The following is a 24,709-nucleotide window of genomic DNA, read 5'->3' as shown; positions in this document are numbered from 1 at the left end:
CGCGGATCATATCCAGCCTGCCTTGCGGAAGCGGTAGTAGAGATAGCCGCATATGGCCACCATTCCGCCCAGCACGACGAAATAGCCATAGGCCCATTTCAGCTCGGGCATGTCTTCGAAGTTCATGCCGTAGATGCCGGCGATGGCGGTCGGAATGGCAAGGATGGCGGCCCAGCCCGCGAGCTTCTTCGTCACCTCGTTCTGGCTGGACGATGAAATCATCACTGCGGCTTCATATGCCGCGAGAAGCGATTCCCGCAGGCTATCGATCGACTCGTTCACCTGTGTGACGTGGTCGTAAACGTCCCGATAATAGGGATGTATTTCGCGGTCGATCATTGGCAGATCGTAGCGCTCGAGCCGGTTGCAAAGTTCGAGCATCGGCGTCACGCGGCGGCGGAAGGTGGTCAATTCGCGCCGCAGCTCATAGATCCGGTCGATCTCCGGTGTCGTGAAACTATGCGCGACGATGTGGCCCTCGATCTCGTTTACCTCCTCGACGATCTGGTCGATCACCGGAAAATAGTGATCGGCCACGAAATCGAGCAGCGCGTAGAGCACATAATCCTCGCCATGCGCCAACATGCGCGGCTCGCGCTCGCAGCGCTGGCGTACCTCCGCATAGGAACTCGACGCACCGTGGCGCACGGTAATCACATAACCCTTGCCGACGAAGATATGCGTCTCGCCATAGACGATCTCCGCACCCTGCAGCTGGGCCGTCCGCACGACGACGAATATTGCATCGTCATAAACGTCGATCTTCGGACGCTGATGGGCGCGGTGCGCATCCTCAATCGCCAGATGATGCAGGCCGAACTCGCGCTGAATATGCTGAAGTATGTCTTCGCAGGGCTCATGAAGCCCGATCCAGAGAAAACCGGCATCCCCCGTCTCCGAGAGCTTCGCCTCGGCGAGCTTCAGATCGGCTACGCGCTTCCCGTCGCGATAAAGCCCGCAGGCGACCACCATGGGGTGGCCGTATTCATTGGTGAGCGACTCAAAGTCCATGACCATCCACCTCTGCCGATTCTCGCGCGTCACGATAGCATCAGCGAGGGCGCAATGCGGGACGAGACTGCCGCCGGGCTGCACGAATCCTCCGCAATGTCGCGGCTCGGCCCAAGCAGAAAACGGCGCCCAACATATTCCTCGGAGTATTTAAGAACTATATAGATCAGTTATTTAGACGGGGGAGAACGATGTTGCGCCGGCAGCAGGCCGCTGCCAGAACCATGAAAACGCAGGTCATAAAAACGCCCCCGCCGATATTGAGGGCGGGGGCGCGATAAAGCAGTCGATACTTACCTGCCGCTGACGTCAGGCGTCTCGACTTCGGGCGTGGTCACCTCAGGCGCTTCGACCTCAGGCGTCGAAACGTCGGGCGTCGACACCTCCGGGGTTTCGACGCTTGGAACTTCTGCCGCCTCGGGAATCTCCGCCGCCTCGGGAGCCTCCGCCGCCTCGGGAACCTCCGCCGCCTCGGGAGCCTCCGCCGCTTCCGGCGCACCAACACTCTGCACATCCGCAATAGCGATCACGTTGCCGTCGGTTTTGGTCGCCTGATCATTCAAGTCTTCGGCGTCGTCGGCCTTGACCTGACCCGTTCCGGAAGCATCGGGGCTCCCGGAGACCACAATTGAGTCGTCATTCGTGGCCGCGTCCGCCGCGAGCGTCGGCGTAGCGAAAAATGCGAGCGACAAGGTCGCCCAGACGAAAATCTGCTTCTTCATGTTTGACTCCTGCTGATAGTGGATCGTGTTTAGAACTTCACGGTTGCACCAAGGCCGAGGCCGTAATCGGGGCTGCCATGGCTAAGCCCCTTGTCGCCGTAAAACTGAAGGCCAACTCCCTCCGCGACATTGAAGTCCCACGCGGCGAGTACATCCGATGCGGACGAGAACCCGCGCTGGATCGCCTGATGGCCGGAATACATAAGTGTGAGATAGTTCTCGGGAGCGACGACGAAGGTGCTTCCAGCTTCATACGTAAGAACATTGCGAAGATTGCGGTTCGACGGCTTGCCTACAAATCGGTAGCCAGCCTTCGCAAAGGGAAACACGGTCTTGTCGACTGCCCACTCAAAGCCGCTGCCGAGTTCGTAGTCAGCCTTGCCGGTGCCGAGCCCCTCGCTCTTGGAAGCCGTCGGAAGCTTGACCTTGGCATAGGGCACGAGATTGGGGATGACGCCGTCTGCCGTATGAAGCTTGTACTTGCCCTCAAGCCAGATATCGCCAAGCCCGCTATGCGATCCGTGGCCAGACGAGGTGCCGATGACAGTGCCGCCGGAGACGAGCACGCCGCTGCTTCGCACGGCAATATAGGGAACCGTGATCTTGAAGGTCGCATCGTCGATCGCATACTTGAGGAAAACGGGGACATAGGTCATCTTGACCGTGTTCCCCGTGCCATAATCGCCCTCAAAATAGGATGGCTGAGCGCCTATGCTCACCGTTCCACCATCAGCCGCTAGCGCGGCCGCACCCGTGAACATGGCCGCCGCGAGTGTCAGACCCATCAAACTGCGTCTCATCTTTATCTCTTGCCTTTCGCCCTGGCGCCTCCCGGGAGGCAGCGCCTTTTTGGAGTAAGAGGGAGTTATTCCCTCAATAATTTTGATATTTATCTTCTTTTTTTAACGGCATATAACGACCACACACAATTTCGTGGGATTTTTTCCCACAATCAATAAAAATATGCCGATGGCGTTAAAAAAAGTAAAATGCGCGCCAGACCGCACAGGACCGAATGATCGACCCCGCGCTGAAAACGACGCTTGTCCGACTTCTCAGACCCTTGGTCGGGTATCTGATCAGGCGCGGCTGGGACTACGTGGCATTGCGCGACTTGTTAAAGGTCGTCTATGTCGCCGAGGCCGAAAGGCAGCTGCGGGAGGTATCCGTCGGAGAACCTACTGACAGCCATATCAGTCTCCTGACCGGCATTCACCGCAAAGAGGTCAAGCGGCTTCGCGAGGAACTGGAAGCGGGCGAGAGCGCTGAAGATCAATTCGCCGGCAGGCACGCCGGCGCGCGCGTCATAGCAACCTGGCTTTCCTCAGTGGAATATCTCGAGCAGGGTTCCCCTCGTATATTGCCGCTGCGGGCACCGGACGGCATTGCGAGCTTCGAGACTCTGGTTCAGGCCGCACGTGCGGACATGCGGGCCAAGGCCGTACTGGACGACCTCATCCGTGTCGGCGCGGTCGAGAAAGATTCCGATGACAAAGTTCGACTTGTGCGAACTGCCTATGTCAGCCCTCAACCCAAGGAAAAGATGCTGTTCCTGGCGGCCAATGTGGGCGACCATTTGCGCAGTGCACTTCACAATCTGTCGTCGCCCGACGACCCCATGCTGGAGCGCGCGCTCTATCACGACACAATCTCGCAGGAACAACTCGACGACGCGCGGCCGGAAATCCTGAAGCTTGCTGAAGACCTTCTGAAGAACGCCAATCAACGCCTCATGGGCGCAAATACCATTGGTACGGAAACCAAGCCCGGGCCCCGCAAGCGCATGCGTCTCGGCGTCTTCTACTACGAAGCAGATAGTGATGACGAAAATTAGAATCGGCGCGTACGCGCTCTACGTCGCGGCTTTCATCTTCTTCGGCATCACGATAACGGCGGCGGAGAGCGGAACCACCAATAGCGGAAGCGGCGTTGGCGGCACCGGCATAAACGGCGCCGAGAGCGGCGGCATTGGCGGCACGGGCATCAGCGACCGGCCCGGTGGCGGCATTGGCGGCACCGGCATCAGCAATGGCGAAGGTGGCGGAATCGGTGGCACCGGAATTACCGGTTATGGCGCGATCCAGGCTTTCGGAAGCATCTTTGTCAACGGACGCGAATATGCGATCCAGCCCAATACGATGATTCGGGTCGACGGCGTCCCCGCTACGCGTGCAAGCCTCCAGCTAGGCGAGATCGTGCTCGTTCACGGAGTGGCCGGAGAGACCGCTCGCAGCGGATCGGCCGCCTCAATCGACATCCATCATGCGCTCGTCGGTCGCATCGAGACGGTCAATGCCAACGGCTCGCAACTAACGATCCTTGGACAGAGGGTTTTTGCCGCCCCAGGCATTCGCATCAGTGATGAGAAGGACAAAGCGCTGTCTCTCGCTGACGTCAAGACCGGCGACCTGGTCGCTGTCAGTGCCCTGCAACGTGCCGATGGTATCTGGATGGCGCAGCGCCTCGACCGCGTGGCGGGGGCTAGCGCGGCGCCGGCCGTCCAGCACTTCGTCCTCGAAGGCACCGTCTCGGCGTGGGACCGGTTGCAGGCCAGACTTCAGATCGCCGGTGCGACAATGAATATTAGTCCAGCGTCCGCCCCCTCACCGATCGAACCCGGAACACTGGTCCGCGTCGAGGGCGTCTACACACCGCAGGGGCTGAAGGCGGAGTCGATCCGCCCCACGGCACTAGATCTGGGCCAAAAGGGCACCCGCGTAGAGATGCTGGGCTTCTATTCCCCCGCTTCGACGGGTGCATCGGCTATCACCGCGAACGGCGTCACCGCATTGATCGAAGGCGGTGCGGTAGGGCACATCCCTGTCGCCACCGACAAGGCGGTGGTCGTTATCGGCACCGTCGCGCAGCCGGGCGTGATCCGTATCAACGGCATCGAATATCCAAATACGGTCGAGCCCGAACAGAAGCGCGGCGAAAATGGAAAGGGCAACGAAAACCAGAATTCCGGCGAAGGCGGTCAGGGCACCGAATCTACCCAAGAGGGCGAACAGCCGGAAGCCATTCAACCGGAGGCGGAGCACCCGGAAGTGGAGCAGCCGGAGGTTGAAAGCCCCGATGTCGCCTCACCGGAGATCTCTACCCCCGATGTCGCCACGCCCGACGTTTCGACACCTGAGGTATCTACCCCCGACATTTCGACACCGGAAATAGAAGCCCCCGAGGTGGCGCCGCCGGAAATAGAAACCCCGGAACCCAGTCCCTAGTCGCCGTCCCCAGTTCGCGAGCCTGATCGCTGTACGGTTCGTCATCGCCGGCTCGCCGCTACCAAAGCAAAACGGCCCCGGTGTCTCCACCGGGGCCGGAATGACGTTCTGGAAATCGACCGCGATTAGAAGTGATAGTTCAAGCCCACGCGCACGATATCGATCGGCCCTACCGATACGTCGAGCGGCGGTTGGTCGACGTTCGGAATTGAGTATGTGTGGTCGCGCAGATCGACGCGGAGATACTCGAGCTTTGCCGACCAGCTGTCGTCGAATGCATATTCGGCGCCCGCACCATAGGCCCAGCCAAACTGGACCTTCCTGTCACTGCCGCCGTAAGTGCTGCAGGTTTCCCCATCGCAATAGGTTTCGTGCAGGGAAGCTTTCACATTGCCGAAGGCCAAGCCGCCCGTCACATAGAGCAACAGGGGATTGGTCGCATCGCCAACATCATATCCCGCGCGAACTCTGGCCGTGCCCAGCGTTTCCAGGTCTGTGCTGACATGCCTTTGGTCGTAGTAACGGGGGCTCTCATAAAACGGATAGCCCGTCTGGCTACCGCTCATACCAGTCCAGTCGTAATCCATCTCGAATCCGAAGATCCAGTCTCCGCTGTCGATATTGAAGCCGCCCGTCGCACCCGCGAGCCAGCCGTCATCGCTGTAATTCTTGTCCAATTGCGGCCACTCGCTGGAACCCCAGCCATATCCGGCGTTCACGCCGACATAAAAGCCGCCCCACATGTGTGTTGCGCCGGGACCGCTGATCTGTCCGAGTTCAGCTGCATAGGACGGCGCACCCATGACGAGCGAACCCATCAACCCCACCGCCGCGAGAACCTTCCGCATCGATCGACCCTCCATCAACCGTGAATTTCTATTTAAAAGCTCACCTCAATCTATGGGCATTTCAAGCCAATTAACGCTGGTTAATTGGTTCATTCTGAAACTTATACACAGTAAAATGGTGTGACTTTGAAACGTTTTACCAATGAGTGGCTCAGTATTGATTGAGTAATACTCGCACCGCCGACAGACGGTGAGGGGCACGGGAATAGGCCCAAATTCCGATGCTTGTGGCCCCGTTTCTGCGGCATCCGCTGGACAAGCGGGTAGTGCAAAACCTCACGACGCCGACCACAACCGCGTCCGCTTTCCAACCTTGCTAAATGAATTGTTTTTCTCGGGTATTGGCACTGTGAAAAGCCAAAACTGTGCCTCAGCCGCAACACAGATATTCCGCATAAGGAGTTATGCCGAATGGCTGGCCAATCAACGCCTTAGCGGCGGATTGGTATCCCCAAGGGGAGTCGAACCCCTGTTTTCGCCGTGAGAGGGCGACGTCCTGGGCCACTAGACGATGGGGACGTGACCAGTTCGGGCGCTCCGTATAGGACGGTTGCGCGTGACGATCAAGCCCAATCGGCTACATGGCAGGCAGGGAAGCGAGGCGGCCAGGCGGAACGGCGGACGCCGGTGGCAAATCGTCTCTGCGGGCACGTTGCAAGCGGTCGTCCGCTGGTCGCTGAAATCAATATTTTCATTTATGAACTGCGGCAAACGGGCGCAGATTTTAAGTAGGTGTATTAGTCCTATTTTCAAATAACGGCGTTAACCCATTTAATAACAATGACTTATCAAGTATACCCCGGCACCACTCAGCACGGGGAGCATTTTGCATCGCACCATTTTTAGCTTTGACATTTTGTCATGAAGGCGCGATACAAGACCTACGAAAGTTCGATCGATCTCCTCCCCGATCGAAGGCTTTCAGTAGTTGCCGCCTGTGCCCTCCTCCCTCCTCCCCCGGCACAGGCGGCACCCTCCCCCCCACATTGCCGAAACGACCGGACGCAGCCTCTCGTTTGCGCGTCAGAGATCTGTTGTGATCTTCAGCGGCCGGAAGCGGCTCGAGGGCCCGCCGCCGAGTCGCAGCCAGGCGCGCAGCGGCACCACACCCGCCTTGCGCGGCGGCGCCGCAATCAGCGTCACCAGCCCCACTTCATGCGCGCCCGCGAGATCTGCACCCGACGGAAGCGCATTTCCGCCGGGATGCGAATGGAAATAGCCGAGAATCGCTTCGCGATGCCGCGTCGCCCCGCTCTCGCGCAGGGTGCGCCGGACGGCGAAAAGCGCGCCGGGATCTATTTCGAAATGGCGTCTGCGCCTTGCGGGTGGTGCGACATTCGCCGCCGGAACAACCCGCGTCACATGGGCCTTGCCTGCGCGCAGCACGCCGATGAGAAGACCGCAGCACTCCTCGGGGAAGCGGGCCCGCGCATCGGCAGCGATGAGAAGGCGCGCGCGCCGCGCAAGCGTCAGTTCGAGAAGCTTGCGCGGGCGATGCATCAGTTCCCGTCTTGCGGCGGTACAAATTCGCGGGAAGCCAGATCGCTCAAGGGCCGCAGGCGAATGCGTCCGATCTCCTGCCCGGTCTTGGGGCTGACGATGATGATTTCCTGATTCTTGTCGTCGGCAATCTGAATGGCGATACGGCCATCGGCCATGGTAACGCTCTTCACCGTCTCGCCCGGCGCGACATGGATATCGCTGACGCCGAAGCGTCCGGCGAAGCCCGCCGCCTGCTCGGACGGTTGGTGGCTGCGTTTGACCACCACCACCAGCACGAAGATGAAACCCGCCACGAGAACAAGGCCCATGGTGACGAGCATCAGGATCGCGGCTTTAACGCTATTCGACAAAGGCGGCTTTGCCGGTTCCCCGGAGAGAGGCGCGGCTGTATCGTCAGACATGATGTCCTCATTGAAAGAATCGCCTGAGCCTGGCACCCCCCTTGATGCGGGGGAGGCTCACGCCCTGACGGTGCCTCCCGAAGCGGGCGGCATCCGTCTCGACAAGTATCTCACTGACGCACTTGCGGGCAAGGCACCCGAAGGCGAAGGCACGCTCTCGCGTGCCCGGCTTCAGGCCCTCATCGCCGAGGGGCGCGTGACCACGGAGGCGAACGGCAAGACGCGCCCGATCATTGACGCCTCCTACAAGGTGAAGCCCGGCGACGCCTTCACGGTCAACGTGCCGGCCCCTGCGCCCGCAAAGCCACTGGGCCAGGCAATCCCGCTCGACATCATTTACGAGGACAAGGAGCTTATCGTGGTGATGAAGCCTGCGGGCCTCGTCGTCCACCCGGCTGCGGGCTCGCCCGACATGACGCTGGTCAACGCGCTTATTGCCCATTGCGGGGACAGTCTGTCGGGCATCGGCGGAGAGAAGCGGCCCGGCATCGTCCACCGCCTCGACAAGGATACGAGCGGCCTCATCGTTGTGGCGAAGACCGACCGCGCGCATCAGGGCCTTGCTGCCCAGTTCGCAGCCCATGGCCGCGACGGCAAGCTCACCCGCGCCTATTGGGCGCTTGTCTGGGGCGAGCCGAAGCCCCGGCGCGGCACCATTGAGGCCAATATCGCCCGCTCGACGCATAACCGCTCCAAGATGGCGGCTGTAAAGACGGCGGGGCGGGAGGCCATCACCCATTACACGGTGCTGGAAAGCTTCGGCGAGCCACCTGTCGTCTCGCTGGTCGAGTGCAGGCTCGAAACCGGCCGGACGCACCAGATCCGCGTCCATATGACCGCGATCGGCCATCCGGTGCTCGGCGATCCGACCTATGGCGGCAGCCAGAAGACCCGCAAGGCGAAGCTCCCGCCAGAGGCTCAAGGATTGCTGGAACGGCTCAACCGGCAGGCGCTTCACGCCCATCACCTCGGCTTCGAGCACCCGGTGACGAAGAAACGGCTGGATTTCGATGCACCCCTGCCTCCCGACATGGCCGACCTGCTGGCCAGTTTGGAAGGCTTATAAAATATTAATGTGAGGGGCCTTTTTTGGCCGCAATCGGCTCCTATATAGAAACCCAATGTCCGAGCGGCGTAGTATGAAATTGCGCCGAACAGGCATGCGGCCTTCAGGGGGTTGGCCTGCCTAAGAGGGGTAGTGATATGTCCAAACTCATGCCGGCACCCAGCCCGGAAGGAAGTCTCTCGCGGTATCTCCAGGAGATCCGCAAGTTCCCCATGCTCGAACCGCAGGAAGAGTACATGCTCGCCAAGCGGTGGAAAGAGCATGAGGACTCCGAGGCTGCCCACAAGCTCGTGACGAGCCATCTGCGTCTCGTGGCGAAGATCGCCATGGGCTATCGCGGCTACGGCCTCCCCATCGGCGAAGTCATTTCCGAAGGCAATGTCGGCCTCATGCAGGCCGTGAAGCGGTTCGAGCCCGAAAAGGGCTTCCGCCTCGCGACCTATGCCATGTGGTGGATCCGCGCCTCGATCCAGGAATACATCCTGCGCTCATGGTCGCTCGTGAAGATGGGCACCACGGCGGCGCAGAAGAAGCTCTTCTTCAACCTCCGCAAGGTGAAGGGCCAGATTCAGGCGATCGAGGAAGGCGACCTGCATCCCGAGCATGTGACCTATATCGCCGACCGTCTCGGCGTCACCGAGGAAGAAGTCACCTCGATGAACCGCCGCCTGTCAGGCCCGGACAATTCGCTCAATGCGCCGCTGCGCCAGGATTCTGAGGGCGGCGAGTGGCAGGACTGGCTGGTGGACGATTCCGCCGATCAGGAAACCACGCTCGGCGATCAGGAAGAAATGGGCCTTCGCCACGAAATGCTCGCGCAGGCGATGCAGACGCTGAACGAACGCGAGATGCACATCCTGACCGAACGCCGGCTGAAGGACGAGCCCGCGACGCTGGAAGATCTGAGTCAGGAATACGGCATCAGCCGCGAGCGCGTCCGCCAGATCGAGGTCCGTGCCTTCGAGAAACTGCAAAAGGCCATGCGCGCCGCTGCACGCGAACAGTCGGATGCGCGCAAGGAAGCGATCGCCAACGCGTGACCCATGCTGCAAGGCACGAAATCGAAAGGCCGTCCCGAAAGGGCGGCCTTTTTTGTTCAGCCCGTGCCTCCGTCGTCTCCCCGGCTATCCGTCAGCTTGGCATTCAAACCCTGGGCCTTTCCATTCCGCACCGGAAGAGAACCAAGAAAGCTCAAGACTCGCCAGACATCGTTCGGATATCTGCGCCAGAAGATGATCGCTGCGAGCGGCAAACTTAGTTGAACGACCCAGTTTGCCCACGGTGCGACACGGGCCACATTCACAGTTGGAAACTGCACCGCCAGAAGATTGATCTGAACGAAACCTGTCGCCCACACATAGTTGATCTGAAAGAGGCCGACCAGCATGCAGGGCAACCAGACAACCTTGGCCTTCCAAGGCAACGAAGAAAAAAGGCAGGCAAAGAAACACAACGCAACAAAAATTGGCACGACCGCAAAAGGCGGAAAAATCAGGTATTGCCCGATCCTCAGATTCTTCAGCTCAAACGAATTGGCATCAAGATCCTTTGCGCTGCGTGGAGCCAGATACACGCCGACGACTTCAAATGAATCCTCATAGTTTCGCGGGGGCTGGTCTCTAACCGTCACGAGCGCAAAAACGGCACGATCGGAATAATCCAATCTGTAGACGAATTGCGTATCTCCGCCCTTTTGGGTCTCCGCAACCAATTTGGAACCCTTGAGGGGCTCTCGCGGCAACAGTTCGAAGGCCGAGCGGAGCGCTGCTCTGTTGTCGAGAGTATCGACCTCCTCAGCCAGCTCTTGTGAAAGCGCCAAAGAGTCGCGGCGAATGATTTCTTGAAGAATCTTCTGAGCGAAATCCCGGCGATCCCCTTTTTCGTAATCCTTCGAACCACATCCGCTCGCGACGAAGCAGACACACAGCAGAAAGATTATAGCTCGCCACATATCGCCCCCCGCGCCGTCGCCCGGGCCATGATCCTCAAATTCGGAACAAAGAACAATCCCGATCTCCCAATCGTCATGGCCCGGCTCGCCAGGCCATAACGCGAGAAAAGGGGGAACGTTACTCCGCCGCGACACCCTCCTTTGAATCAAAGAGGCCGATCGGGCAACTCACGCCGGTGCCGCCAAGGCCGCAATAGCCGGCGGGGTTCTTCGCCAGATATTGCTGGTGATAGTCCTCGGCGAAATAGAACGCCGGCGCGTCGCGGATTTCGGTCGTGATCGCGCCGTAGCCCTGCCGCAGGAGTTCCGCCTCGTAAGCCGTCTTCGAGGCCTCGGCGGATTTCTTCTGCGCCTCGCTCGTCACATAGATGCCTGAGCGGTACTGCGTACCAATGTCATTGCCCTGGCGCATCCCTTGCGTCGGGTTGTGGTTCTCCCAGAAGGTCTTCAGCAGCTCGTCATAGGCGACCGTCTTCGGATCGAAGACGACCAGCACGACTTCGTTGTGCCCGGTCTTGCCGGTGCAGACCTCTTCATAGGTCGGGTTCGGCGTATAGCCCGCCGCATAGCCAACCGCCGTCACCAAGACGCCCGGCACAGTCCAGAATTTCCGCTCCGCGCCCCAGAAGCAGCCGAGGCCGAAGATAGCCATCTCGCTGCCCGCCGGGTAAGGCCCCTTGAGCGGCGAACCATTGACGAAGTGCCGCTCCGCCGTCGGCAGCGGAAAGTCGCGGCCCTTCAGCGCCTCCTCAGGCGTGGGCATTTCGATCTTCTTGCGCAGTCCGAACATGGGCTCCTCCTGTCGATGCTCGATGCCAACATAACCATTCCCCGGCCCAGCTTCGAGCCCGCTCGCCCCCCGTTCACGCCTTCTTGAAACCGGTCTTGCGCTTTTTCGCCGCGCCCCCTAAAAACGTGAACATGGTTCACGTTTTTTCCGAGAGTGGCGAGTTCTCGCCTGCCGTCGCCCAGAACAGGTCGCGCAAGATGCGCGAAATCCTGTCCTCGGCGCTCGACCTCGCCTGCGAGGGCGGCCTCGACAATCTGACCTTGCACGCGCTGGCCGCCCGCATGGGTCGCTCGGTGGCCGCGGTCTACCGCTATTACCCCTCGAAGGAGGCGGTCGTGCGCGAGCTGCAACGACTGGTCGCGACACATATCCGGCTTATCTCCGCCGATACGGCAGGCCGCATAGACGCCTGGTCAGCCGGACAGGGCTTGCGCGAAGGCGCTCGCGCCCTCGCGCTCCTCATCGGCGCTGCCCAGACCTATGAACTCTTCGCGCAGGATGCACCGGCAGAGTTCGGCCTCGTCACGCATTACCTCGGCAACGCGCGCTACGGGCTGCCCGAGCGCGATGCGCAGGCTGTCTTCGAGGTCGCCCGCGAGGCCCTCGGCATGCTGGCGGCCGACATCGCGGCCGCGCAAGCCACGGGCGCGATCACACCGGGCGATGCGCAAGAGCGGACGCTGATGCATTGGGGGGCGCTGCAAGGCGTCATCCAGCTCCTGAAGTTCACGCGGCGCGGCGGCGCCTGGGGCCTGGCCGAAAGCCTGCCCGATACGACCATGCGCGCGTTGCTTGCGGGCTGGGGCGCCGACACCGCGGTCGTCGGCGAACTCGCGGATGCCATCCGCACGAAGAAACTCGCCTCCGCCGAGCGGCAGGTGCGCGATCTACTGCATGAGACCGAAACAAATGAATCCGAAGCGCCGTGAAGGCGCTCGACGCGACGGGAGCGAAACATGACGACACATGATCTGGTGATCCGCGGCGGCAAGATCGTCGACGGCACGGGCAATGCAGCTTTCATCGGCGATGTAGCCATCGACAGCGGCAAGATTTCCGCCGTGGGCAAGGTCGAAGGCACGGGCCGCGAAGAGATCGACGCGACCGGCCTTCTCGTTACACCGGGCTTCGTCGACATTCACACCCATTACGACGCGCAGGCGACCTGGGATCCCTATCTCACGCCCTCCTCGCTTCACGGCGTCACCACCGCCGTCATGGGCAATTGCGGCGTCGGCTTCGCGCCGGTGAAGCCCGAGCAGCGCAGCGAACTGATCGACCTCATGGAGGCCGTCGAGGACATTCCCGGCGCTGCCATGCATGAAGGCATCAAGTGGGAATGGGAGAGCTTCCCCGAATTCATGGACGCGCTCGACAAGCGCCCCTTTGCCATCGACCTCGCTGCGCAGATGCCGCATTGCGCGCTTCGCGTCTATGTCATGGGCAAGCGCGGCGTCGATAACGAGCCCGCGACGCCGGAAGACATCGCCCGCATGCGCGAGCTGACGCTCGAAGCGTTGAAGGCGGGGGCGCTCGGCTTCTCCACCTCGCGCACCGACATTCACAACACCAAGAAGGGCGAGCCGGTGCCCGGCACCATGGCCGCTCAGGACGAACTCATGGGCATTGCGGACGCGCTGCAGGTCCACGGCTCCGGCGTCTTCCAGATTTCCGCGACACATCGGGAAATGGACAAGGAATTCGAGTGGATGCGCAAGATCGCCGAGGACACCGGCCGCATGGTGACCTTCAACCTGCAGCAGATCGACGAGCGCCCCGACCTCTACAAGAAGATGCTCGGCCTGCTCGACGAAGCGCGCGCGGCAGGCATCACCAATATTCGGGGCCAGCATTCGGGCCGCCCCGTCGGCATCCTCATGGGCTGGCAAACTTCCGCCCATCCCTTCCTGCTGAAGAAGGCCTATGGCGAAATCGCCGCCCTTCCCTTTGAGGAGCGTGTGAAGCAGCTCGCCGACCCGGAGGTGAAGGCCCGCATCCTCGCCGAGCCGAACCCCACCGGCCTTGGCGACTTCATCGACGGGATACTCAACGGCTTCCACAAGATGTATCCGATGAACGAGCGCGAAAACTATGAGCCCGCGCCCGAGGACTCCGCCGCCCGCATCGCCAAGCGCCTCGGCAAGGCGCCCGCCGAAGTCGCCTATGACGAGATGATGGCGAATGACGGCAAGGGCTTCCTCTACTTCCCGCTCTTCGGCTATTCGACCAATGATTACACGGCCATCGAGGAATCGCTGCTCCATCCGCAGACCGGCCTCAGCCTCGCCGATGGCGGCGCTCATGTCGGCGCGATCTGCGACGGCAGCACACCGACCTTCATGCTCACGCACTGGACGCGCGACCGTACGCGCGGGCAGAAGCTGCCGATCGAATATATCGTCCGCCTGCAAACGAAAGACACGGCGGAGCAATATGGCCTCTTTGATCGTGGCGTCATTGCACCGGGCATGAAAGGCGACATCAACGTCATCGACTTCGAGAACCTCTCGCTTCCCAAGCCCGAGATGGTTTTCGACCTTCCCGCCGGCGGCCGCCGCCTCTTCCAGGGGGCCAATGGCTACAAGGCCACCATCGTCAGCGGCAAAATCGTCTATCGCGATGGGGAGCCCACAGGCGCGCTGCCCGGCCAGCTCATCCGCGGGGCGCAGGCCGCACCTTCGCACTGAGCGGTCGCAATCCCTTTTCTCTCAAGGCGCAGGCCTTCCCGGCCTGCGCCTCTTTTTCGAGTTGATCCATGAGTTCTCTGCACGAGCTTTTCGCAGGCGTCATGCTGCCTGCTCCGGATTTCGCAGCAGCTTTCGCCGCAGTTCTTTTCGCGACAACAATGAAGGCTTTTTCAGGCTTCGGCTTCGGTCTCGCCGTCGTGCCGCTGCTCTCGCTCGTGCTTCCGCCAGCGGTCGCCGTGCCCATGTCGCTGATGCTTGATCTCATCGGCTCGACACAGCTCGTTCCGATGGCACGCAAACAGGCCGACTGGCATTCGCTGCGGCTTCTCGTGCCCGCCGCCTTCGTCGCCATTCCTTTCGGCATCTATGTGCTCGGCGCCGTTTCACCACATGTCCTCAAGGTCGGCATCAGCTTCATCCTGCTCTCGACGGTCGCGCTGATGGCCAGCGGCGCGCGGCTTCCGCTTCGCCTGCCCGTGCCCGCCGTGCTCGGTGTCGGCGGCGTTGCGGGTCTCCTCTCGGGCGGCGTCGCCATGCCCGGACCGCCGGTCATGATCTATTTTCTCGCCCGCCCGACCAGTGCCGCGATCAACCGTTCGTCGCTGCTGATGTTCTTCTTCTTCACCGATGTCGGATCGATCACCGTCGGCCTCATTTCGGGCCTCGTCTCAAGCCACACGATCCTTCTCTCGCTGCTTCTAAGCCCCGCCCTCGTGATCGGCAACTTCCTCGGCCATCGGCTCTTCGGCCTCGCGCATGAGCACCACTACCGCCGCATCACGCTCGCCCTGCTCGCGCTCATCGCCGTGGTAACGATGACGCAGGCGCTCACACCCTGAGCCAGTCCGCAAGTTCCCGCCACGGACGAATGCCCCAATAGCGCGTCGCCGCGCCGGAAGGCGAGCAAAGTACGAAGACCTCGGGAAAATCCGCGAGCGTCTTCGCCTGCCGTCCGAGCGCGATCTTTCCCGTGGGCACGCCGAGCCAGACGCTCGCCGCCTTCTTACTGGTGAAGGCAACGGCGCGAGGCCGGAAGCGGCGCATCTTCGTTTCGAAAAGCGTCGCATCGAAATGCTCGGGCGCGATCTCATGATCCATGCCAGAGCCCACCTTCGACATGTCGGTGAAGCCGATGCCCAGCTCGATGAGCTTGGGAAACTCCTGCGGCGCATAGAGCCTCGGCGTCAGGCCAACCTCATGTAATGTCCGCCAGAAGCGGTTTCCCGGATGCGCATAATAAGCGCCCTCCGCCGCCGAGCGATGCCCCGCCGCCGTGCCGACGAAAACGACGTCGAGGCCTTCCGACAGCAGATCGGGCAGCTTTTCCGTCATTGACGCCTAGCTCCCAACCGTCACCCCGGGCTCGACCCGGGGTCCATCTTTGCGCCGCATACGGAAGCAGGATGGATGCCGGATCAAGTCCGGCATGACGATGTTCGGAGAAGGACTCATTACGGAATCGGGTTCTCTCGCCGCGTCCCACCCAGAGCCTTGTTCGCCTCCTTCACGGCAGCGCTTTCCTCTTCCAGATAAATCTCCGCGCCCGAATTGCGGAACTTGTCCGACATTTCCGCCATGCCGCTTTCGGCATAGTCGCGGACTTCCTGCGTGATCTTCATCGAGCAGAATTTCGGGCCGCACATGGAGCAGAAATGCGCGACCTTGTGCGCATCCTTCGGCAGCGTCTGGTCGTGGAACTCCTTGGCGCGTTCAGGATCGAGCGAGAGGTTGAACTGATCCTCCCAGCGGAATTCGAAACGCGCGCGGGAAAGCGCATCGTCGCGAAGCTGCGCCGCCGGGTGGCCCTTCGCAAGGTCTGCCGCGTGCGCCGCGATCTTGTAGGTGATGACGCCTTCCTTGACGTCCGCGCGATTGGGCAGGCCCAGATGCTCCTTCGGCGTCACATAGCAAAGCATGGCGCAGCCGAACCAGCCGATCATCGCCGCACCGATACCGGAGGTGATGTGGTCGTATCCGGGTGCGATGTCCGTCGTCAGCGGCCCAAGCGTATAGAAGGGCGCGCCGCCGCAATGCTTCAGCTGCTTGTCCATGTTGACCTTGATCTTGTGCATCGGCACATGACCTGGCCCTTCGATCATCACCTGACAACCCTTCGCCCAGGCGATCTGCGTCAGCTCGCCCAGCGTCTCGAGTTCGGCGAACTGCGCTTCGTCATTCGCATCCGCGATCGAACCGGGACGCAATCCGTCACCCAACGAGAAGGAGACGTCATAGGCGCGCATGATGTCGCAAATCTCGTCGAAATGCTCGTGGAGAAAGCTCTCCTTGTGATGCGCGAGGCACCACTTCGCCATGATCGAGCCGCCGCGCGAGACGATGCCCGTCACGCGCTTCGCCGTCAGCGGCACATAGGCGAGGCGCACGCCTGCATGGATCGTGAAGTAATCGACGCCCTGCTCGGCCTGTTCGATCAGCGTGTCGCGGAAGACTTCCCAAGTCAGGTTCTCGGCAATGCCGTCGACCTTTTCGAGCGCCTGATAGATCGGCACAGTGCCGATGGGCACCGGCGAATTGCGGATGATCCATTCGCGCGTGTTGTGAATGTTGCGGCCCGTCGAGAGGTCCATCACCGTGTCGGCGCCCCAGCGGATCGCCCAGACCATCTTGTCGATTTCTTCCGCGACAGACGAGGCAACCGCCGAATTGCCGATATTGGCGTTGATCTTCACCAGGAAGTTGCGGCCGATGATCATCGGCTCGAGTTCCGGGTGGTTGATGTTCGCCGGAATGATGGCGCGGCCTTCGGCGACTTCGCGGCGCACGAAGTCGGGTGTGATGAATTCGGGAATATCGGCACCGAAGCTCTCGCCTTCGGCAAGCTTGTGCGCGGCGTTTTCAAGCGCCTTCTTGCGGCCCATGTTTTCGCGCTCGGCGATATAGGCCATTTCCGCCGTGACGATGCCGGCGCGCGCATATTCCATCTGCGTCACGGGCTTGCCGGCGATGCCCTTGCGCGGCGCATGCGTCACGGGAAAGACGCGAGCAAGATGGCTCTCGCCGACATTGCCATTGTCTTCCGGTTTGATCTCGCGACCCTGATAGATCTCCGTGCCGCCGCGCGCCGCGATCCAGCTTTCACGCATGCGGACGAGGCCCTTCTCGACATCGATACGCGCCGTTGGATCGGTGTAGGGGCCCGACGTGTCATAGACGCGGACGGGCGGCTCCTTCGCGCTCGGGTGAAGGCTGATCTCGCGGAAGGGCACCTTCACATCGGGAAAGCCTTCCGGCGATGTGTGGATCTTTTCGCTGGCCGGAAGAGGCCCGGTGGTAACGCTGGGTTTCGCGTGAATGTTCATCTTGGATCTCCGTCAGGTTTCGGAAATCCGGGGATAGCGGGGGATGGTTGTCCGTCCCTTCGCCGGCATGACCCGGATCAGGTTCAAAGGGTTCGGCTTTTCGGCCATCTCAGCCCGAACGAATTCGGACACCCCTCGGAATGGCGCGAGTTTACGCCTTGAGCCTGCTGCGTAAAGTGCTTTAAGCGCCGAGCACCTTGAGCGGCAGCGAAGCGGTGATCGGCAGAATCCAGGGCCTCGGCGCGTTCTTGCCCGGAATGAAGGGCCGCCCCGCCTTGAGGCATGCATGGCGGAAGTCGCTTTCATTGCGAAAGGACAGGGCGAAGCCGTCCTTCCACACCACGACATTATGCGGACACCGGGGCATCTCATCCGCCGCCGGTATGGCCCCATGTTCGAGAATGAGCTGGACCATCACGGGCGGAATGTGAGCGAGGCTCCGGCTCGCGGCGAAGGCTGCATATTGGTCGCGAGACATGGTCACCACGCCACCATCGACGAGCGAACCGCCCCCTTGCGAGACATAGGCGTATTGGCCCTTGCCGAGAGGCAGATGCGCCACGGCTTCACGGCGCGGCCCCGTGCGTGCGCTGGTAAGAAAGAGCGGATGCGAAAGCGCCGATTGCCGCTCGGCGGGAGAAAGCGGCAGGAGGTTCAGAAAGCCCTCGTATTCCCTGAAATCATCTTCTTCTGTCGGCATGTCTCTATCGGGCTCTCTGCATTCGCTCTGACGCCTTTTTATGACACGCTTGAATTCCACCCGCGACAGGTTCATCTGTGAGAAAAATCCGGAGCCGAGCCATGACCTTTCCCGCCGAGCTGACCACTCTCCTCAACATCGAGCTTCCTATCATCCAGGCGCCCATGGCCGGATCGGCCACGCCGGAGCTTGCCGCTTCTGTCGCCAATGCAGGCGGGCTGGGCTCGCTCGGCGTCGCGATGATGAAGCCCGCCGAGTTGCGCGATGCGGTGGCAAAGCTCCGCGCACTCACGAACAAGCCGTTCAACCTCAATTTCTTCGTGCATCGCGAACCCGATCTCGATGGCTATGACGCGAGGACCATGCAGGCAGCTCTTGCGCCGCATTACGCGGAGTTCGGACTGGGCCCGGTGCCGGAGCCTGCGGTTCACTCGCCATCCTTCAATGAGGAGACATTGGCGCTGGCGCTCGAACTCGCACCGCCAGTCATCAGCTTTCATTTCGGCATGCCGGATGCCCATGCCATCGCCGCGCTGAAGGCCAAAGGCATCAAGATCCTCGGCTGTGCGACGACGGTGGCGGAAGCAAAACGCCTCGAAAGCGACGGCGCTGATGCAATCATCGCGCAGGGCCATGAAGCGGGCGGCCATCGCGGCACGTTTCTCGATCATGTCGATCTCGGCACCGTCGGCACCATGGCGCTGGTGCCGCAGGTCGTCGACGCGGTGAGCGTTCCCGTGATCGCGGCAGGCGGCATTGGCGACGCGCGAGGGATCGCCGCCTCTTTCATGCTGGGCGCGAGCGGCGTGCAGCTCGGCACGGCCTATCTCGTCTGCCCGGAGGCCGGCACCTCCGCGCTCTACCGCAAGGCGCTGGCCGAGGCCTCCGATCACGCGACGGTAGTGACGAAGCTCTTTTCGGGTCGTCCCGCCCGCGCGATCCACAACAGGCTCACACAGGAGCTCCATTCGCTCGAAGACGAGGCTGCCCCCTTCCCCGCGCAGCGCGCCATGCTCGCCCCACTCATCGCCGCGAGCGCCCGCGCGGAAAAGGCCGAATTCATGCAGATCTGGTCGGGACAGGCAGCAAGGCTCGCCAAGGTCGAACCCGCAGGCGAAAAGACCGCGCGCCTGATGCGCGAGGCCGCCGCCCTGATGCGCGGCTGACGCAGCTTCGCGTCAACCGCTAGACTATCTGGTGGCGACTCGATTCCGGGTGCCACGGAAAGTCAGGGGGAGGAAAACCATGACCGTCGAACTCTGGTCGCTCGTTTGCAGCGGCGCGTTGCTTTTTGTGATGATTGCCATCGCGGCGACGGCGAATATGCTCAACAAGGGTCTCGCCTGGAGCGCAGGCAATCGCGACGAGGCCGCGCCCTCGACAGGCTGGGCGGGACGCGCGAGCCGCGCCTATCACAACATGCTGGAGACGCTGCCGATCTTCATCATTCTGGTGCTGGGCGCGCATGTGGCGAATATTCATACCGCCAATGCCGCGCTCGGTGCGCAGCTCTATCTCTGGGGCCGCATCGCCTATGCCGCTCTCTACTATCTCGGCATCACCTATGTGCGCACGCTTGCATGGCTGGCGAGCGTGATCGGCATGGCGATGATCCTGATCGAAATCGCGAGGGCGGTTCCTGCCGCCTGACGAAAAAGGAGGCTCCGCGACGAAGGCCGCGGAGCCTCACATCTTCATCAATCTTCGAAGGGATCCTTCATCAGGATCGTGTCGTCGCGCTCTGGCGAGGTCGAAAGAAGCGTCACAGGCGCTTCGATGAGTTCCTCGACATGGCGGACATATTTGATCGCCTGCGCCGGAAGATCGGCCCAGCTCCGCGCGCCGAAGGTCGTTTCCTTCCAGCCTTCGAGCGTCTCGTAGACGGGCTCGACACGCGCCTGCAGAGCGGCGGACGCCGGGAGATAGTCGATCGTCTTGCCGTCGAGCTTGTAGGCGACGCAGATCTTCACTTCATCGAAGCCATCGAGAACGTCGAGCTTCGTCAGCGCGACGTCGGTGATGCCGGACGTCTTGATCGCCTGACGCACCAGCACAGCATCGAACCAGCCGCAGCGGCGCTTGCGACCCGTGACTGTGCCGAACTCGCGGCCACGCTCGCCGAGCTTCTCACCCACCGCGTCAGTGAGTTCCGAGGGGAACGGGCCCTCGCCCACGCGCGTCGTATAGGCCTTGGTAATGCCGAGCACAGTGTGGATCGAGGACGGCCCCATGCCCGAGCCGGTCGCCGCCTGCGCCGAAACCGTGTTCGACGATGTGACATAGGGATAGGTGCCGTGGTCGATGTCGAGCAGCGTGCCCTGCGCCCCCTCGAACAGGATGCGCTTGCCCTGCCGCTTCAGATCGTCGAGCAGACGCCAGACCGTGTCCATGTAGGGCAGAATCTTCGGCGCCACTTCCTTCAGCTGCGCCGTCAGCGCCTTGCCGTCCACGAGTTCCTTGCCGAGGCCCTTGCGCAGCGCATTGTGATGGGCGAGCAGCTTCTCGACCTTGTCTTCCAGCGCTTCAAGATCGACGAGATCCATGACGCGCAGCGCACGGCGGCCGACCTTGTCTTCATAGGCAGGCCCGATGCCGCGCTTGGTCGTGCCGATGCGCGTACCGGAGGTGGAGCTTTCGCGGATTTCATCGAGTTCGCGGTGGAGCGGCAGGATGAGCACCGCATTTTCGGCGATGCGCAGCGTTTCGGGCGAAACCTTCACGCCCTGCTCGCTCAGCCGGCCGATCTCATCGCAAAGTGCCCAGGGGTCGACCACGACGCCATTGCCGATGACCGACAGCTTGCCGGGCCGCACCACGCCCGAGGGCAGCAGCGAGAGCTTGTAGGTCTTGCCGTCGATGACGAGCGTGTGGCCGGCATTATGGCCGCCCTGAAAGCGCACCACGACATCGGCGCGCTCGGAGAGCCAATCCACGATCTTGCCCTTGCCCTCGTCACCCCACTGAGAGCCGACAACCACCACATTCGCCATGATTTCAATGCCTTAGGAAGATGGGACACGAATGCCCAAACAAGCCAAAAGCCCCCATGCCTTTCGGCAGGGGGCTTTCGCAGTTTCTAACGGATTGGTGATGGGAAGGGAAGGGATTTGCCGCCGCGCCTTCGTTCAATAATCACGCAAATGAGCTAACCTGTTCCCGGTCGCGACAGCCGGAACGGAGGCACCTGAACATGAGCTGGCTACCATCCAACGATCCGGAGCCGGGCGACCGGAAATCCTGCGACGCGCTCGAACTCGTAGTCGTGCCCCGGATGGGCGATATCGGCAATTTTACCGTCCAGCGCGCCCTGCCCTATGTGAAGCGCCGCATGGTCGGTCCCTTCTGCTTTCTCGACCAGATGGGCCCTGCCGACATGGCGCCGGTCATCGGCATGGATGTGCGGCCTCACCCCCATATCGGCCTTGCCACCGTCACCTATCTCTTCGACGGCACGATCATGCATCGCGACAGCCTCGGCAATGTCGAGGAGATTCTCCCCGGAGCGATGAACCTGATGACCGCAGGGCGCGGCATCGCACATTCCGAGCGCTCGCCCGACCTTCAGCGCCAAAACGGCCAGCGCCTCTATGGCATCCAGAGCTGGGTCGCACTTCCCAAGGCGCATGAAGAAACGGCGCCGACATTTCAGCATTTCGCCGCGGAGGGCCTCCCAATCGTCGAGGACGGCGGCATCCGCGCCCGCGTGATCGCCGGCTCGGCCTTCGGCGCGAAGTCGCATGTGACGACGCTGTCCGAGTGGTTCTATGTCGACCTCACACTCGGCGCGGGCGCGACGGCGCCGCTCGACCCGGATTACGAGGAACGCGCCATCTATCTCTGCGAAGGCGAGATCGAGATTGGGGGTGAGCGTTTCGAGGCGTCGCGCCTCCTTGTCTTCCGTCCTGGCGACCGCATCACCATCAAGGCGACACGCGACGCGCGCATGATGCTGCTCGGCGGCTCGGCACTCGAAGGCCCGCGCTACATCTGGTGGAACTTCGTGTCGTCCAGTCAGGAGCGCATCGAACAGGCGAAGGAAGACTGGAAGCAAGGCCGCTTCGACAAGGTGATCGGCGAAACGGAATTCATTCCGTTGCCGGAAAAGTAGGAACGGGATGAACGCGAAGATCGAAGAGTTGATGGCTCGCATTCAGGGGCTCGAGCTGGAGCTCGAGGCGGAACTGTCAAGGCAAAGCGCGGAGCTTCGATATGGGGTCGAACATGGCCGCGTGGTCTTCGAGGCGGAAATCCTGCGCCGTCACCGCGAATTGCAGACGAGGCTCTCTCGCTACGTGCTCAATGCGAAGCCTGCCATCGCGCTCACCGCGCCGGTCATCTATTCGCTGATCCTGCCGCTGGTTCTGCTCGATATTTTCGTCAGCGTCTATCAGACGGTCTGCTTCCCTGCCTATGGCATCGAGAAGGTGAAGCGCGCGGATTACCTGATCTTCGATCGCGGGCACCTCGCCTATCTCAATGCGCTGGAAAAACTCAATTGCGCCTATTGCTCATATGCCAACGGCCTCATCGCCTATGTGCGTGAGATCGCCGCGCGAACGGAAGCCTATTGGTGCCCGATCAAACACGCGAAGAAGGCGATTGGCGCGCATGAAAAATATATGAGCTTCGTCGCCTTCGGAGACGCTGAAGCCTATCGAAAGCGTATCGCGGAACTGGAGGCGGCGGCAGAAAAGAAATAAGCGGCGCTCCAGAAAGCGCCGCCCTTGTTTCGTTCTTCCCCTTCGTCATGGCCCGATCAAGTCGGGCCATGACGAGCAAGTAGGAAGCTCAGAAAGTCAGCGCCTTCGCCTGCACGACATGCGGCAGGGCCTGGATTTCCTTGAGCACAGCTTCCGGCACATCGCCATCGACCTCGATGAGGCAGATCGCATCGCCGCCCGCGGCTTCTCGGCCGAGGTTGAAGTTGGCGATGTTGATCGAGGCCTTGCCGAGGATCGACCCCAGCGCGCCGATGAAGCCCGGCTTGTCCTGATTGGTGACGTAGAGCATGTGGTGGCCGAGGGCCGCTTCCATGTTCACGCCCTTGATCTGGATGAGACGCGGCTTGCCGTCGGAGAAGACGGTGCCGGCAACCGAACGCTCGCGCTCAGCCGTCTTCACGGTAAGGCGGATATAGGTTTCGTAGGCGCCGCGCTGCTCGCGCTTCACTTCGGAAACCTGGATGCCGCGCTCCTTGGCGATGACCGGCGCCGAGACCGTGTTCACATCTTCGAGCTGGGGCTTCAGGAGACCCGTCAGCGCGGCATTGGTCAGCACGCGGGTGTTCATCTCGGCAACGTCGCCCTCATATTCGAGCGTGACTTCCTTGATACCTTCCTCGGTGAGCTGGCCCGCGAAGGAACCGAGCTGCTGGGCGAGTTCGGCGAAGGGCGTCAGCTTCGGTGCTTCTTCAGCCGAGATCGACGGCACGTTGACTGAGTTGGTGATTGCGCCGTCGAGAAGATAGTCCGACATCTGTTCGGCAACCTGAAGCGCGACATTCTCCTGCGCTTCATTGGTCGAGGCGCCGAGATGCGGCGTCGCGACGATCTGCTCCATGCCGAAGAGGATGTTGGTCTTGGCAGGCTCTTCCTCGAACACGTCGAGGGCCGCACCCGCCACATGACCGGATTCGATTGCCGCCTTGAGATCGGCCTCGACGATGAGGCCGCCACGCGCGCAATTGATGATGCGCACGCCCTTCTTCGTCTTCGCCAGGTTCGCCGCATTGAGGACGTTCTTCGTCTGCGGCGTCATCGGCGTGTGTAGTGTGATGAAGTCGGCGCGCTTCAAAAGCTCGTCGAGTTCGACTTTTTCGACGCCAAGATCGGCGGCGCGTTCAGCCGTGAGGAACGGGTCGAAGGCGATGACCTTCATCTTGAGGCCGATGCCGCGCTCTGCGACGATCGAGCCGATATTGCCGCAGCCGATGATGCCGAGCGTCTTGGCCGTCACTTCGACGCCCATGAACTTCGACTTTTCCCACTTGCCGGCATGCGTCGAGGCATTGGCCTGGGGAATATCGCGGGCAAGCGCGAACATCATGGCGATGGCGTGTTCGGCGGTCGTGATCGAATTGCCGAAAGGCGTGTTCATCACGATGATGCCCTTCGCCGTGGCAGCAGGCAGATCGACATTGTCGACGCCGATGCCGGCGCGGCCGACGACCTTCAGATTCTTCGCCGCTTCGATGACGGCAGGCGTGACCTTCGTGTTCGAACGAATGGCGAGGCCGTCATAGTCGCCGATGATCTTGATGAGCTCGTCTTTATCGAGACCGGTCTTCACGTCGACCTCGATGCCGCGATCCTTGAAGATCTGCACGGCGGCGGGCGACAGCTTGTCGGAAATCAGAACCTTGGGCATGGAAGCCTCCGTCTGTTTTGTTCGTCATGCCCGGGCTCGCCCCGGGCATCCAGATGGCTTGTTCGGTGATTGAAGCCCTGGATTGCCGGGTCAGGCCCGGCAATGACGAAAATAAGGATA

The 24,709-nt window shown here is 61.5% G+C and carries 24 protein-coding genes, 1 tRNA gene and 1 riboswitch; of the genes, 11 read left to right on the top strand and 14 right to left on the bottom strand.

What is annotated here, in order from left to right; genetic code table 11:
• Positions 1–6: 6 nt before the first annotated feature.
• The 3 genes from corA to F2P47_RS07330 all read right to left on the bottom strand — a co-directional run bounded on the left by corA (position 7) and on the right by F2P47_RS07330 (position 2,533).
• The gene (gene corA / locus F2P47_RS07335) at positions 7–1,011 is read right to left on the bottom strand and encodes a magnesium/cobalt transporter CorA (RefSeq protein ID WP_185680999.1); all 1,005 of its coding nucleotides are present in this window, start codon (positions 1,009–1,011) and stop codon (positions 7–9) included.
• Between the two features lie 293 nt (positions 1,012–1,304).
• Entirely contained in the window at positions 1,305–1,733 is a 429-nt protein-coding gene (locus F2P47_RS17660; RefSeq protein ID WP_185680998.1) for a hypothetical protein, read from the bottom strand.
• Between the two features lie 29 nt (positions 1,734–1,762).
• Positions 1,763–2,533, bottom strand: coding sequence for a transporter family protein (locus F2P47_RS07330; RefSeq protein WP_152215689.1), 771 nt, complete (start codon positions 2,531–2,533; stop codon positions 1,763–1,765).
• A gap of 215 nt (positions 2,534–2,748) precedes the next feature.
• Here F2P47_RS07330 and F2P47_RS07325 point away from each other — a divergent pair, with 215 nt between their 5' ends.
• Positions 2,749–3,567, top strand: a complete 819-nt coding sequence (locus F2P47_RS07325; RefSeq protein WP_204886565.1) for a DUF6502 family protein — start codon at positions 2,749–2,751, stop codon at positions 3,565–3,567.
• Positions 3,554–4,957 (top strand): DUF5666 domain-containing protein, encoded by a 1,404-nt coding sequence (locus tag F2P47_RS18035; protein ID WP_152215688.1) that lies wholly within the window; start codon positions 3,554–3,556, stop codon positions 4,955–4,957. Before F2P47_RS07325 ends, F2P47_RS18035 begins: the two co-directional genes overlap by 14 nt.
• Positions 4,958–5,082: 125 nt before the next feature.
• Here F2P47_RS18035 and F2P47_RS07315 read toward each other — a convergent pair whose 3' ends face one another.
• The 4 genes from F2P47_RS07315 to F2P47_RS07300 all read right to left on the bottom strand — a co-directional run bounded on the left by F2P47_RS07315 (position 5,083) and on the right by F2P47_RS07300 (position 7,709).
• Positions 5,083–5,805 (bottom strand): outer membrane protein, encoded by a 723-nt coding sequence (locus tag F2P47_RS07315; RefSeq protein WP_185680997.1) that lies wholly within the window; start codon positions 5,803–5,805, stop codon positions 5,083–5,085.
• A gap of 443 nt (positions 5,806–6,248) precedes the next feature.
• Positions 6,249–6,324: transfer RNA gene (locus tag F2P47_RS07310), tRNA-Glu, on the bottom strand.
• A 504-nt stretch (positions 6,325–6,828) separates the two neighbouring features.
• The gene (locus F2P47_RS07305; RefSeq protein ID WP_152215686.1) at positions 6,829–7,305 is read right to left on the bottom strand and encodes a M67 family metallopeptidase; all 477 of its coding nucleotides are present in this window, start codon (positions 7,303–7,305) and stop codon (positions 6,829–6,831) included.
• Positions 7,305–7,709, bottom strand: a complete 405-nt coding sequence (locus F2P47_RS07300; RefSeq protein WP_152215685.1) for a hypothetical protein — start codon at positions 7,707–7,709, stop codon at positions 7,305–7,307. Before F2P47_RS07300 ends, F2P47_RS07305 begins: the two co-directional genes overlap by 1 nt.
• Here F2P47_RS07300 and F2P47_RS07295 point away from each other — a divergent pair.
• Both F2P47_RS07295 and rpoH read left to right on the top strand, forming a co-directional pair.
• Positions 7,708–8,775, top strand: a complete 1,068-nt coding sequence (locus F2P47_RS07295; RefSeq protein ID WP_422561930.1) for an RluA family pseudouridine synthase — start codon at positions 7,708–7,710, stop codon at positions 8,773–8,775. The two genes, F2P47_RS07300 and F2P47_RS07295, sit on opposite strands and share 2 nt — an antisense overlap.
• A gap of 137 nt (positions 8,776–8,912) precedes the next feature.
• Positions 8,913–9,815, top strand: a complete 903-nt coding sequence (rpoH, locus tag F2P47_RS07290; protein ID WP_152215684.1) for an RNA polymerase sigma factor RpoH — start codon at positions 8,913–8,915, stop codon at positions 9,813–9,815.
• Positions 9,816–9,871: 56 nt separating this feature from the next.
• Here rpoH and F2P47_RS07285 read toward each other — a convergent pair whose 3' ends face one another.
• Together F2P47_RS07285 and msrA are read right to left on the bottom strand one after the other, a co-directional pair.
• Positions 9,872–10,726, bottom strand: coding sequence for a hypothetical protein (locus F2P47_RS07285; protein WP_152215683.1), 855 nt, complete (start codon positions 10,724–10,726; stop codon positions 9,872–9,874).
• A 118-nt stretch (positions 10,727–10,844) separates the two neighbouring features.
• Complete coding sequence (gene msrA / locus F2P47_RS07280) at positions 10,845–11,516, bottom strand: peptide-methionine (S)-S-oxide reductase MsrA (protein ID WP_152215682.1); 672 nt, start codon at positions 11,514–11,516, stop codon at positions 10,845–10,847.
• A gap of 131 nt (positions 11,517–11,647) precedes the next feature.
• On the opposite strand from msrA, the gene F2P47_RS07275 reads away from it, so the two are divergent.
• The 3 genes from F2P47_RS07275 to F2P47_RS07265 all read left to right on the top strand — a co-directional run bounded on the left by F2P47_RS07275 (position 11,648) and on the right by F2P47_RS07265 (position 15,042).
• A complete protein-coding gene (locus F2P47_RS07275; protein WP_152215681.1) occupies positions 11,648–12,445 on the top strand; it encodes a TetR/AcrR family transcriptional regulator in 798 nt (265 codons plus the stop codon).
• Positions 12,446–12,472: 27 nt separating this feature from the next.
• Positions 12,473–14,203, top strand: coding sequence for an N-acyl-D-amino-acid deacylase family protein (locus F2P47_RS07270; protein WP_152215680.1), 1,731 nt, complete (start codon positions 12,473–12,475; stop codon positions 14,201–14,203).
• Positions 14,204–14,271: 68 nt separating this feature from the next.
• Complete coding sequence (locus tag F2P47_RS07265; RefSeq protein ID WP_152215679.1) at positions 14,272–15,042, top strand: sulfite exporter TauE/SafE family protein; 771 nt, start codon at positions 14,272–14,274, stop codon at positions 15,040–15,042.
• Here the strand turns inward: F2P47_RS07265 and F2P47_RS07260 are convergent.
• From F2P47_RS07260 to F2P47_RS07250, 3 genes are all read right to left on the bottom strand, one after another.
• Positions 15,032–15,535 (bottom strand): mismatch-specific DNA-glycosylase, encoded by a 504-nt coding sequence (locus F2P47_RS07260; RefSeq protein WP_152215678.1) that lies wholly within the window; start codon positions 15,533–15,535, stop codon positions 15,032–15,034. The two genes, F2P47_RS07265 and F2P47_RS07260, sit on opposite strands and share 11 nt — an antisense overlap.
• Positions 15,536–15,654: 119 nt before the next feature.
• Positions 15,655–17,523: a phosphomethylpyrimidine synthase ThiC gene (gene thiC, locus F2P47_RS07255; RefSeq protein WP_152215677.1), complete on the bottom strand. Its 1,869-nt coding sequence runs from the start codon at positions 17,521–17,523 to the stop codon at positions 15,655–15,657.
• A 37-nt stretch (positions 17,524–17,560) separates the two neighbouring features.
• A riboswitch (TPP riboswitch) is annotated at positions 17,561–17,669 on the bottom strand.
• A gap of 35 nt (positions 17,670–17,704) precedes the next feature.
• Positions 17,705–18,223 (bottom strand): hypothetical protein, encoded by a 519-nt coding sequence (locus F2P47_RS07250; protein WP_152215676.1) that lies wholly within the window; start codon positions 18,221–18,223, stop codon positions 17,705–17,707.
• 101 nt (positions 18,224–18,324) lie between these two features.
• On the opposite strand from F2P47_RS07250, the gene F2P47_RS07245 reads away from it, so the two are divergent.
• Positions 18,325–19,389 carry an NAD(P)H-dependent flavin oxidoreductase gene (locus tag F2P47_RS07245; protein WP_152215675.1) on the top strand — a complete coding sequence of 355 codons (1,065 nt, stop codon included), beginning with the start codon at positions 18,325–18,327 and terminating at the stop codon, positions 19,387–19,389.
• 79 nt (positions 19,390–19,468) lie between these two features.
• Positions 19,469–19,873: an MAPEG family protein gene (locus tag F2P47_RS07240; RefSeq protein ID WP_152215674.1), complete on the top strand. Its 405-nt coding sequence runs from the start codon at positions 19,469–19,471 to the stop codon at positions 19,871–19,873.
• Between the two features lie 47 nt (positions 19,874–19,920).
• Here the strand turns inward: F2P47_RS07240 and F2P47_RS07235 are convergent, their stop codons facing one another.
• Positions 19,921–21,213, bottom strand: a complete 1,293-nt coding sequence (locus tag F2P47_RS07235) for an adenylosuccinate synthase (protein WP_152215673.1) — start codon at positions 21,211–21,213, stop codon at positions 19,921–19,923.
• A 200-nt stretch (positions 21,214–21,413) separates the two neighbouring features.
• Between F2P47_RS07235 and F2P47_RS07230 the strand changes: the two genes are divergently transcribed.
• Together F2P47_RS07230 and F2P47_RS07225 are read left to right on the top strand one after the other, a co-directional pair.
• Positions 21,414–22,331 carry a pirin family protein gene (locus F2P47_RS07230; protein ID WP_152215672.1) on the top strand — a complete coding sequence of 306 codons (918 nt, stop codon included), beginning with the start codon at positions 21,414–21,416 and terminating at the stop codon, positions 22,329–22,331.
• 7 nt (positions 22,332–22,338) lie between these two features.
• On the top strand, positions 22,339–22,923 hold the full coding sequence (locus tag F2P47_RS07225) for a hypothetical protein (protein ID WP_152215671.1): 585 nt from the start codon (positions 22,339–22,341) through the stop codon (positions 22,921–22,923).
• 88 nt (positions 22,924–23,011) lie between these two features.
• On the opposite strand, the gene serA is transcribed toward F2P47_RS07225, so the two are convergent.
• Positions 23,012–24,589, bottom strand: coding sequence for a phosphoglycerate dehydrogenase (serA, locus tag F2P47_RS07220; RefSeq protein WP_152215670.1), 1,578 nt, complete (start codon positions 24,587–24,589; stop codon positions 23,012–23,014).
• Between the last annotated feature and the right edge of the window lie 120 nt (positions 24,590–24,709).

This window comes from Parvibaculum sedimenti (assembly GCF_009184905.1).
Classification (GTDB): Bacteria; Pseudomonadota; Alphaproteobacteria; order Parvibaculales; family Parvibaculaceae; genus Parvibaculum; species Parvibaculum sedimenti.
This window is presented reverse-complemented; position numbering and strand designations above follow the sequence as displayed.

Coding starts and splice junctions, on each gene's coding strand:
- msrA (WP_152215682.1), bottom strand. CDS start 11,516: ATGTTCGGACTGCGCAAGAAGATCGAAATGCCCACGCCTGAGGAGGCG.
- F2P47_RS07240 (WP_152215674.1), top strand. CDS start 19,469: ATGACCGTCGAACTCTGGTCGCTCGTTTGCAGCGGCGCGTTGCTTTTT.
- F2P47_RS07275 (WP_152215681.1), top strand. CDS start 11,648: ATGGTTCACGTTTTTTCCGAGAGTGGCGAGTTCTCGCCTGCCGTCGCC.
- F2P47_RS07235 (WP_152215673.1), bottom strand. CDS start 21,213: ATGGCGAATGTGGTGGTTGTCGGCTCTCAGTGGGGTGACGAGGGCAAG.
- F2P47_RS07300 (WP_152215685.1), bottom strand. CDS start 7,709: ATGTCTGACGATACAGCCGCGCCTCTCTCCGGGGAACCGGCAAAGCCG.
- F2P47_RS07325 (WP_204886565.1), top strand. CDS start 2,749: ATGATCGACCCCGCGCTGAAAACGACGCTTGTCCGACTTCTCAGACCC.
- F2P47_RS18035 (WP_152215688.1), top strand. CDS start 3,554: ATGACGAAAATTAGAATCGGCGCGTACGCGCTCTACGTCGCGGCTTTC.
- thiC (WP_152215677.1), bottom strand. CDS start 17,523: ATGAACATTCACGCGAAACCCAGCGTTACCACCGGGCCTCTTCCGGCC.
- F2P47_RS07265 (WP_152215679.1), top strand. CDS start 14,272: ATGAGTTCTCTGCACGAGCTTTTCGCAGGCGTCATGCTGCCTGCTCCG.
- F2P47_RS07295 (WP_422561930.1), top strand. CDS start 7,708: ATGATGTCCTCATTGAAAGAATCGCCTGAGCCTGGCACCCCCCTTGAT.
- F2P47_RS07315 (WP_185680997.1), bottom strand. CDS start 5,805: ATGCGGAAGGTTCTCGCGGCGGTGGGGTTGATGGGTTCGCTCGTCATG.
- F2P47_RS07270 (WP_152215680.1), top strand. CDS start 12,473: ATGACGACACATGATCTGGTGATCCGCGGCGGCAAGATCGTCGACGGC.
- F2P47_RS07225 (WP_152215671.1), top strand. CDS start 22,339: ATGAACGCGAAGATCGAAGAGTTGATGGCTCGCATTCAGGGGCTCGAG.
- serA (WP_152215670.1), bottom strand. CDS start 24,589: ATGCCCAAGGTTCTGATTTCCGACAAGCTGTCGCCCGCCGCCGTGCAG.
- corA (WP_185680999.1), bottom strand. CDS start 1,011: ATGGACTTTGAGTCGCTCACCAATGAATACGGCCACCCCATGGTGGTC.
- F2P47_RS07230 (WP_152215672.1), top strand. CDS start 21,414: ATGAGCTGGCTACCATCCAACGATCCGGAGCCGGGCGACCGGAAATCC.
- F2P47_RS07285 (WP_152215683.1), bottom strand. CDS start 10,726: ATGTGGCGAGCTATAATCTTTCTGCTGTGTGTCTGCTTCGTCGCGAGC.
- rpoH (WP_152215684.1), top strand. CDS start 8,913: ATGTCCAAACTCATGCCGGCACCCAGCCCGGAAGGAAGTCTCTCGCGG.
- F2P47_RS07260 (WP_152215678.1), bottom strand. CDS start 15,535: ATGACGGAAAAGCTGCCCGATCTGCTGTCGGAAGGCCTCGACGTCGTT.
- F2P47_RS07250 (WP_152215676.1), bottom strand. CDS start 18,223: ATGCCGACAGAAGAAGATGATTTCAGGGAATACGAGGGCTTTCTGAAC.
- F2P47_RS07245 (WP_152215675.1), top strand. CDS start 18,325: ATGACCTTTCCCGCCGAGCTGACCACTCTCCTCAACATCGAGCTTCCT.
- F2P47_RS07330 (WP_152215689.1), bottom strand. CDS start 2,533: ATGAGACGCAGTTTGATGGGTCTGACACTCGCGGCGGCCATGTTCACG.
- F2P47_RS07305 (WP_152215686.1), bottom strand. CDS start 7,305: ATGCATCGCCCGCGCAAGCTTCTCGAACTGACGCTTGCGCGGCGCGCG.
- F2P47_RS17660 (WP_185680998.1), bottom strand. CDS start 1,733: ATGAAGAAGCAGATTTTCGTCTGGGCGACCTTGTCGCTCGCATTTTTC.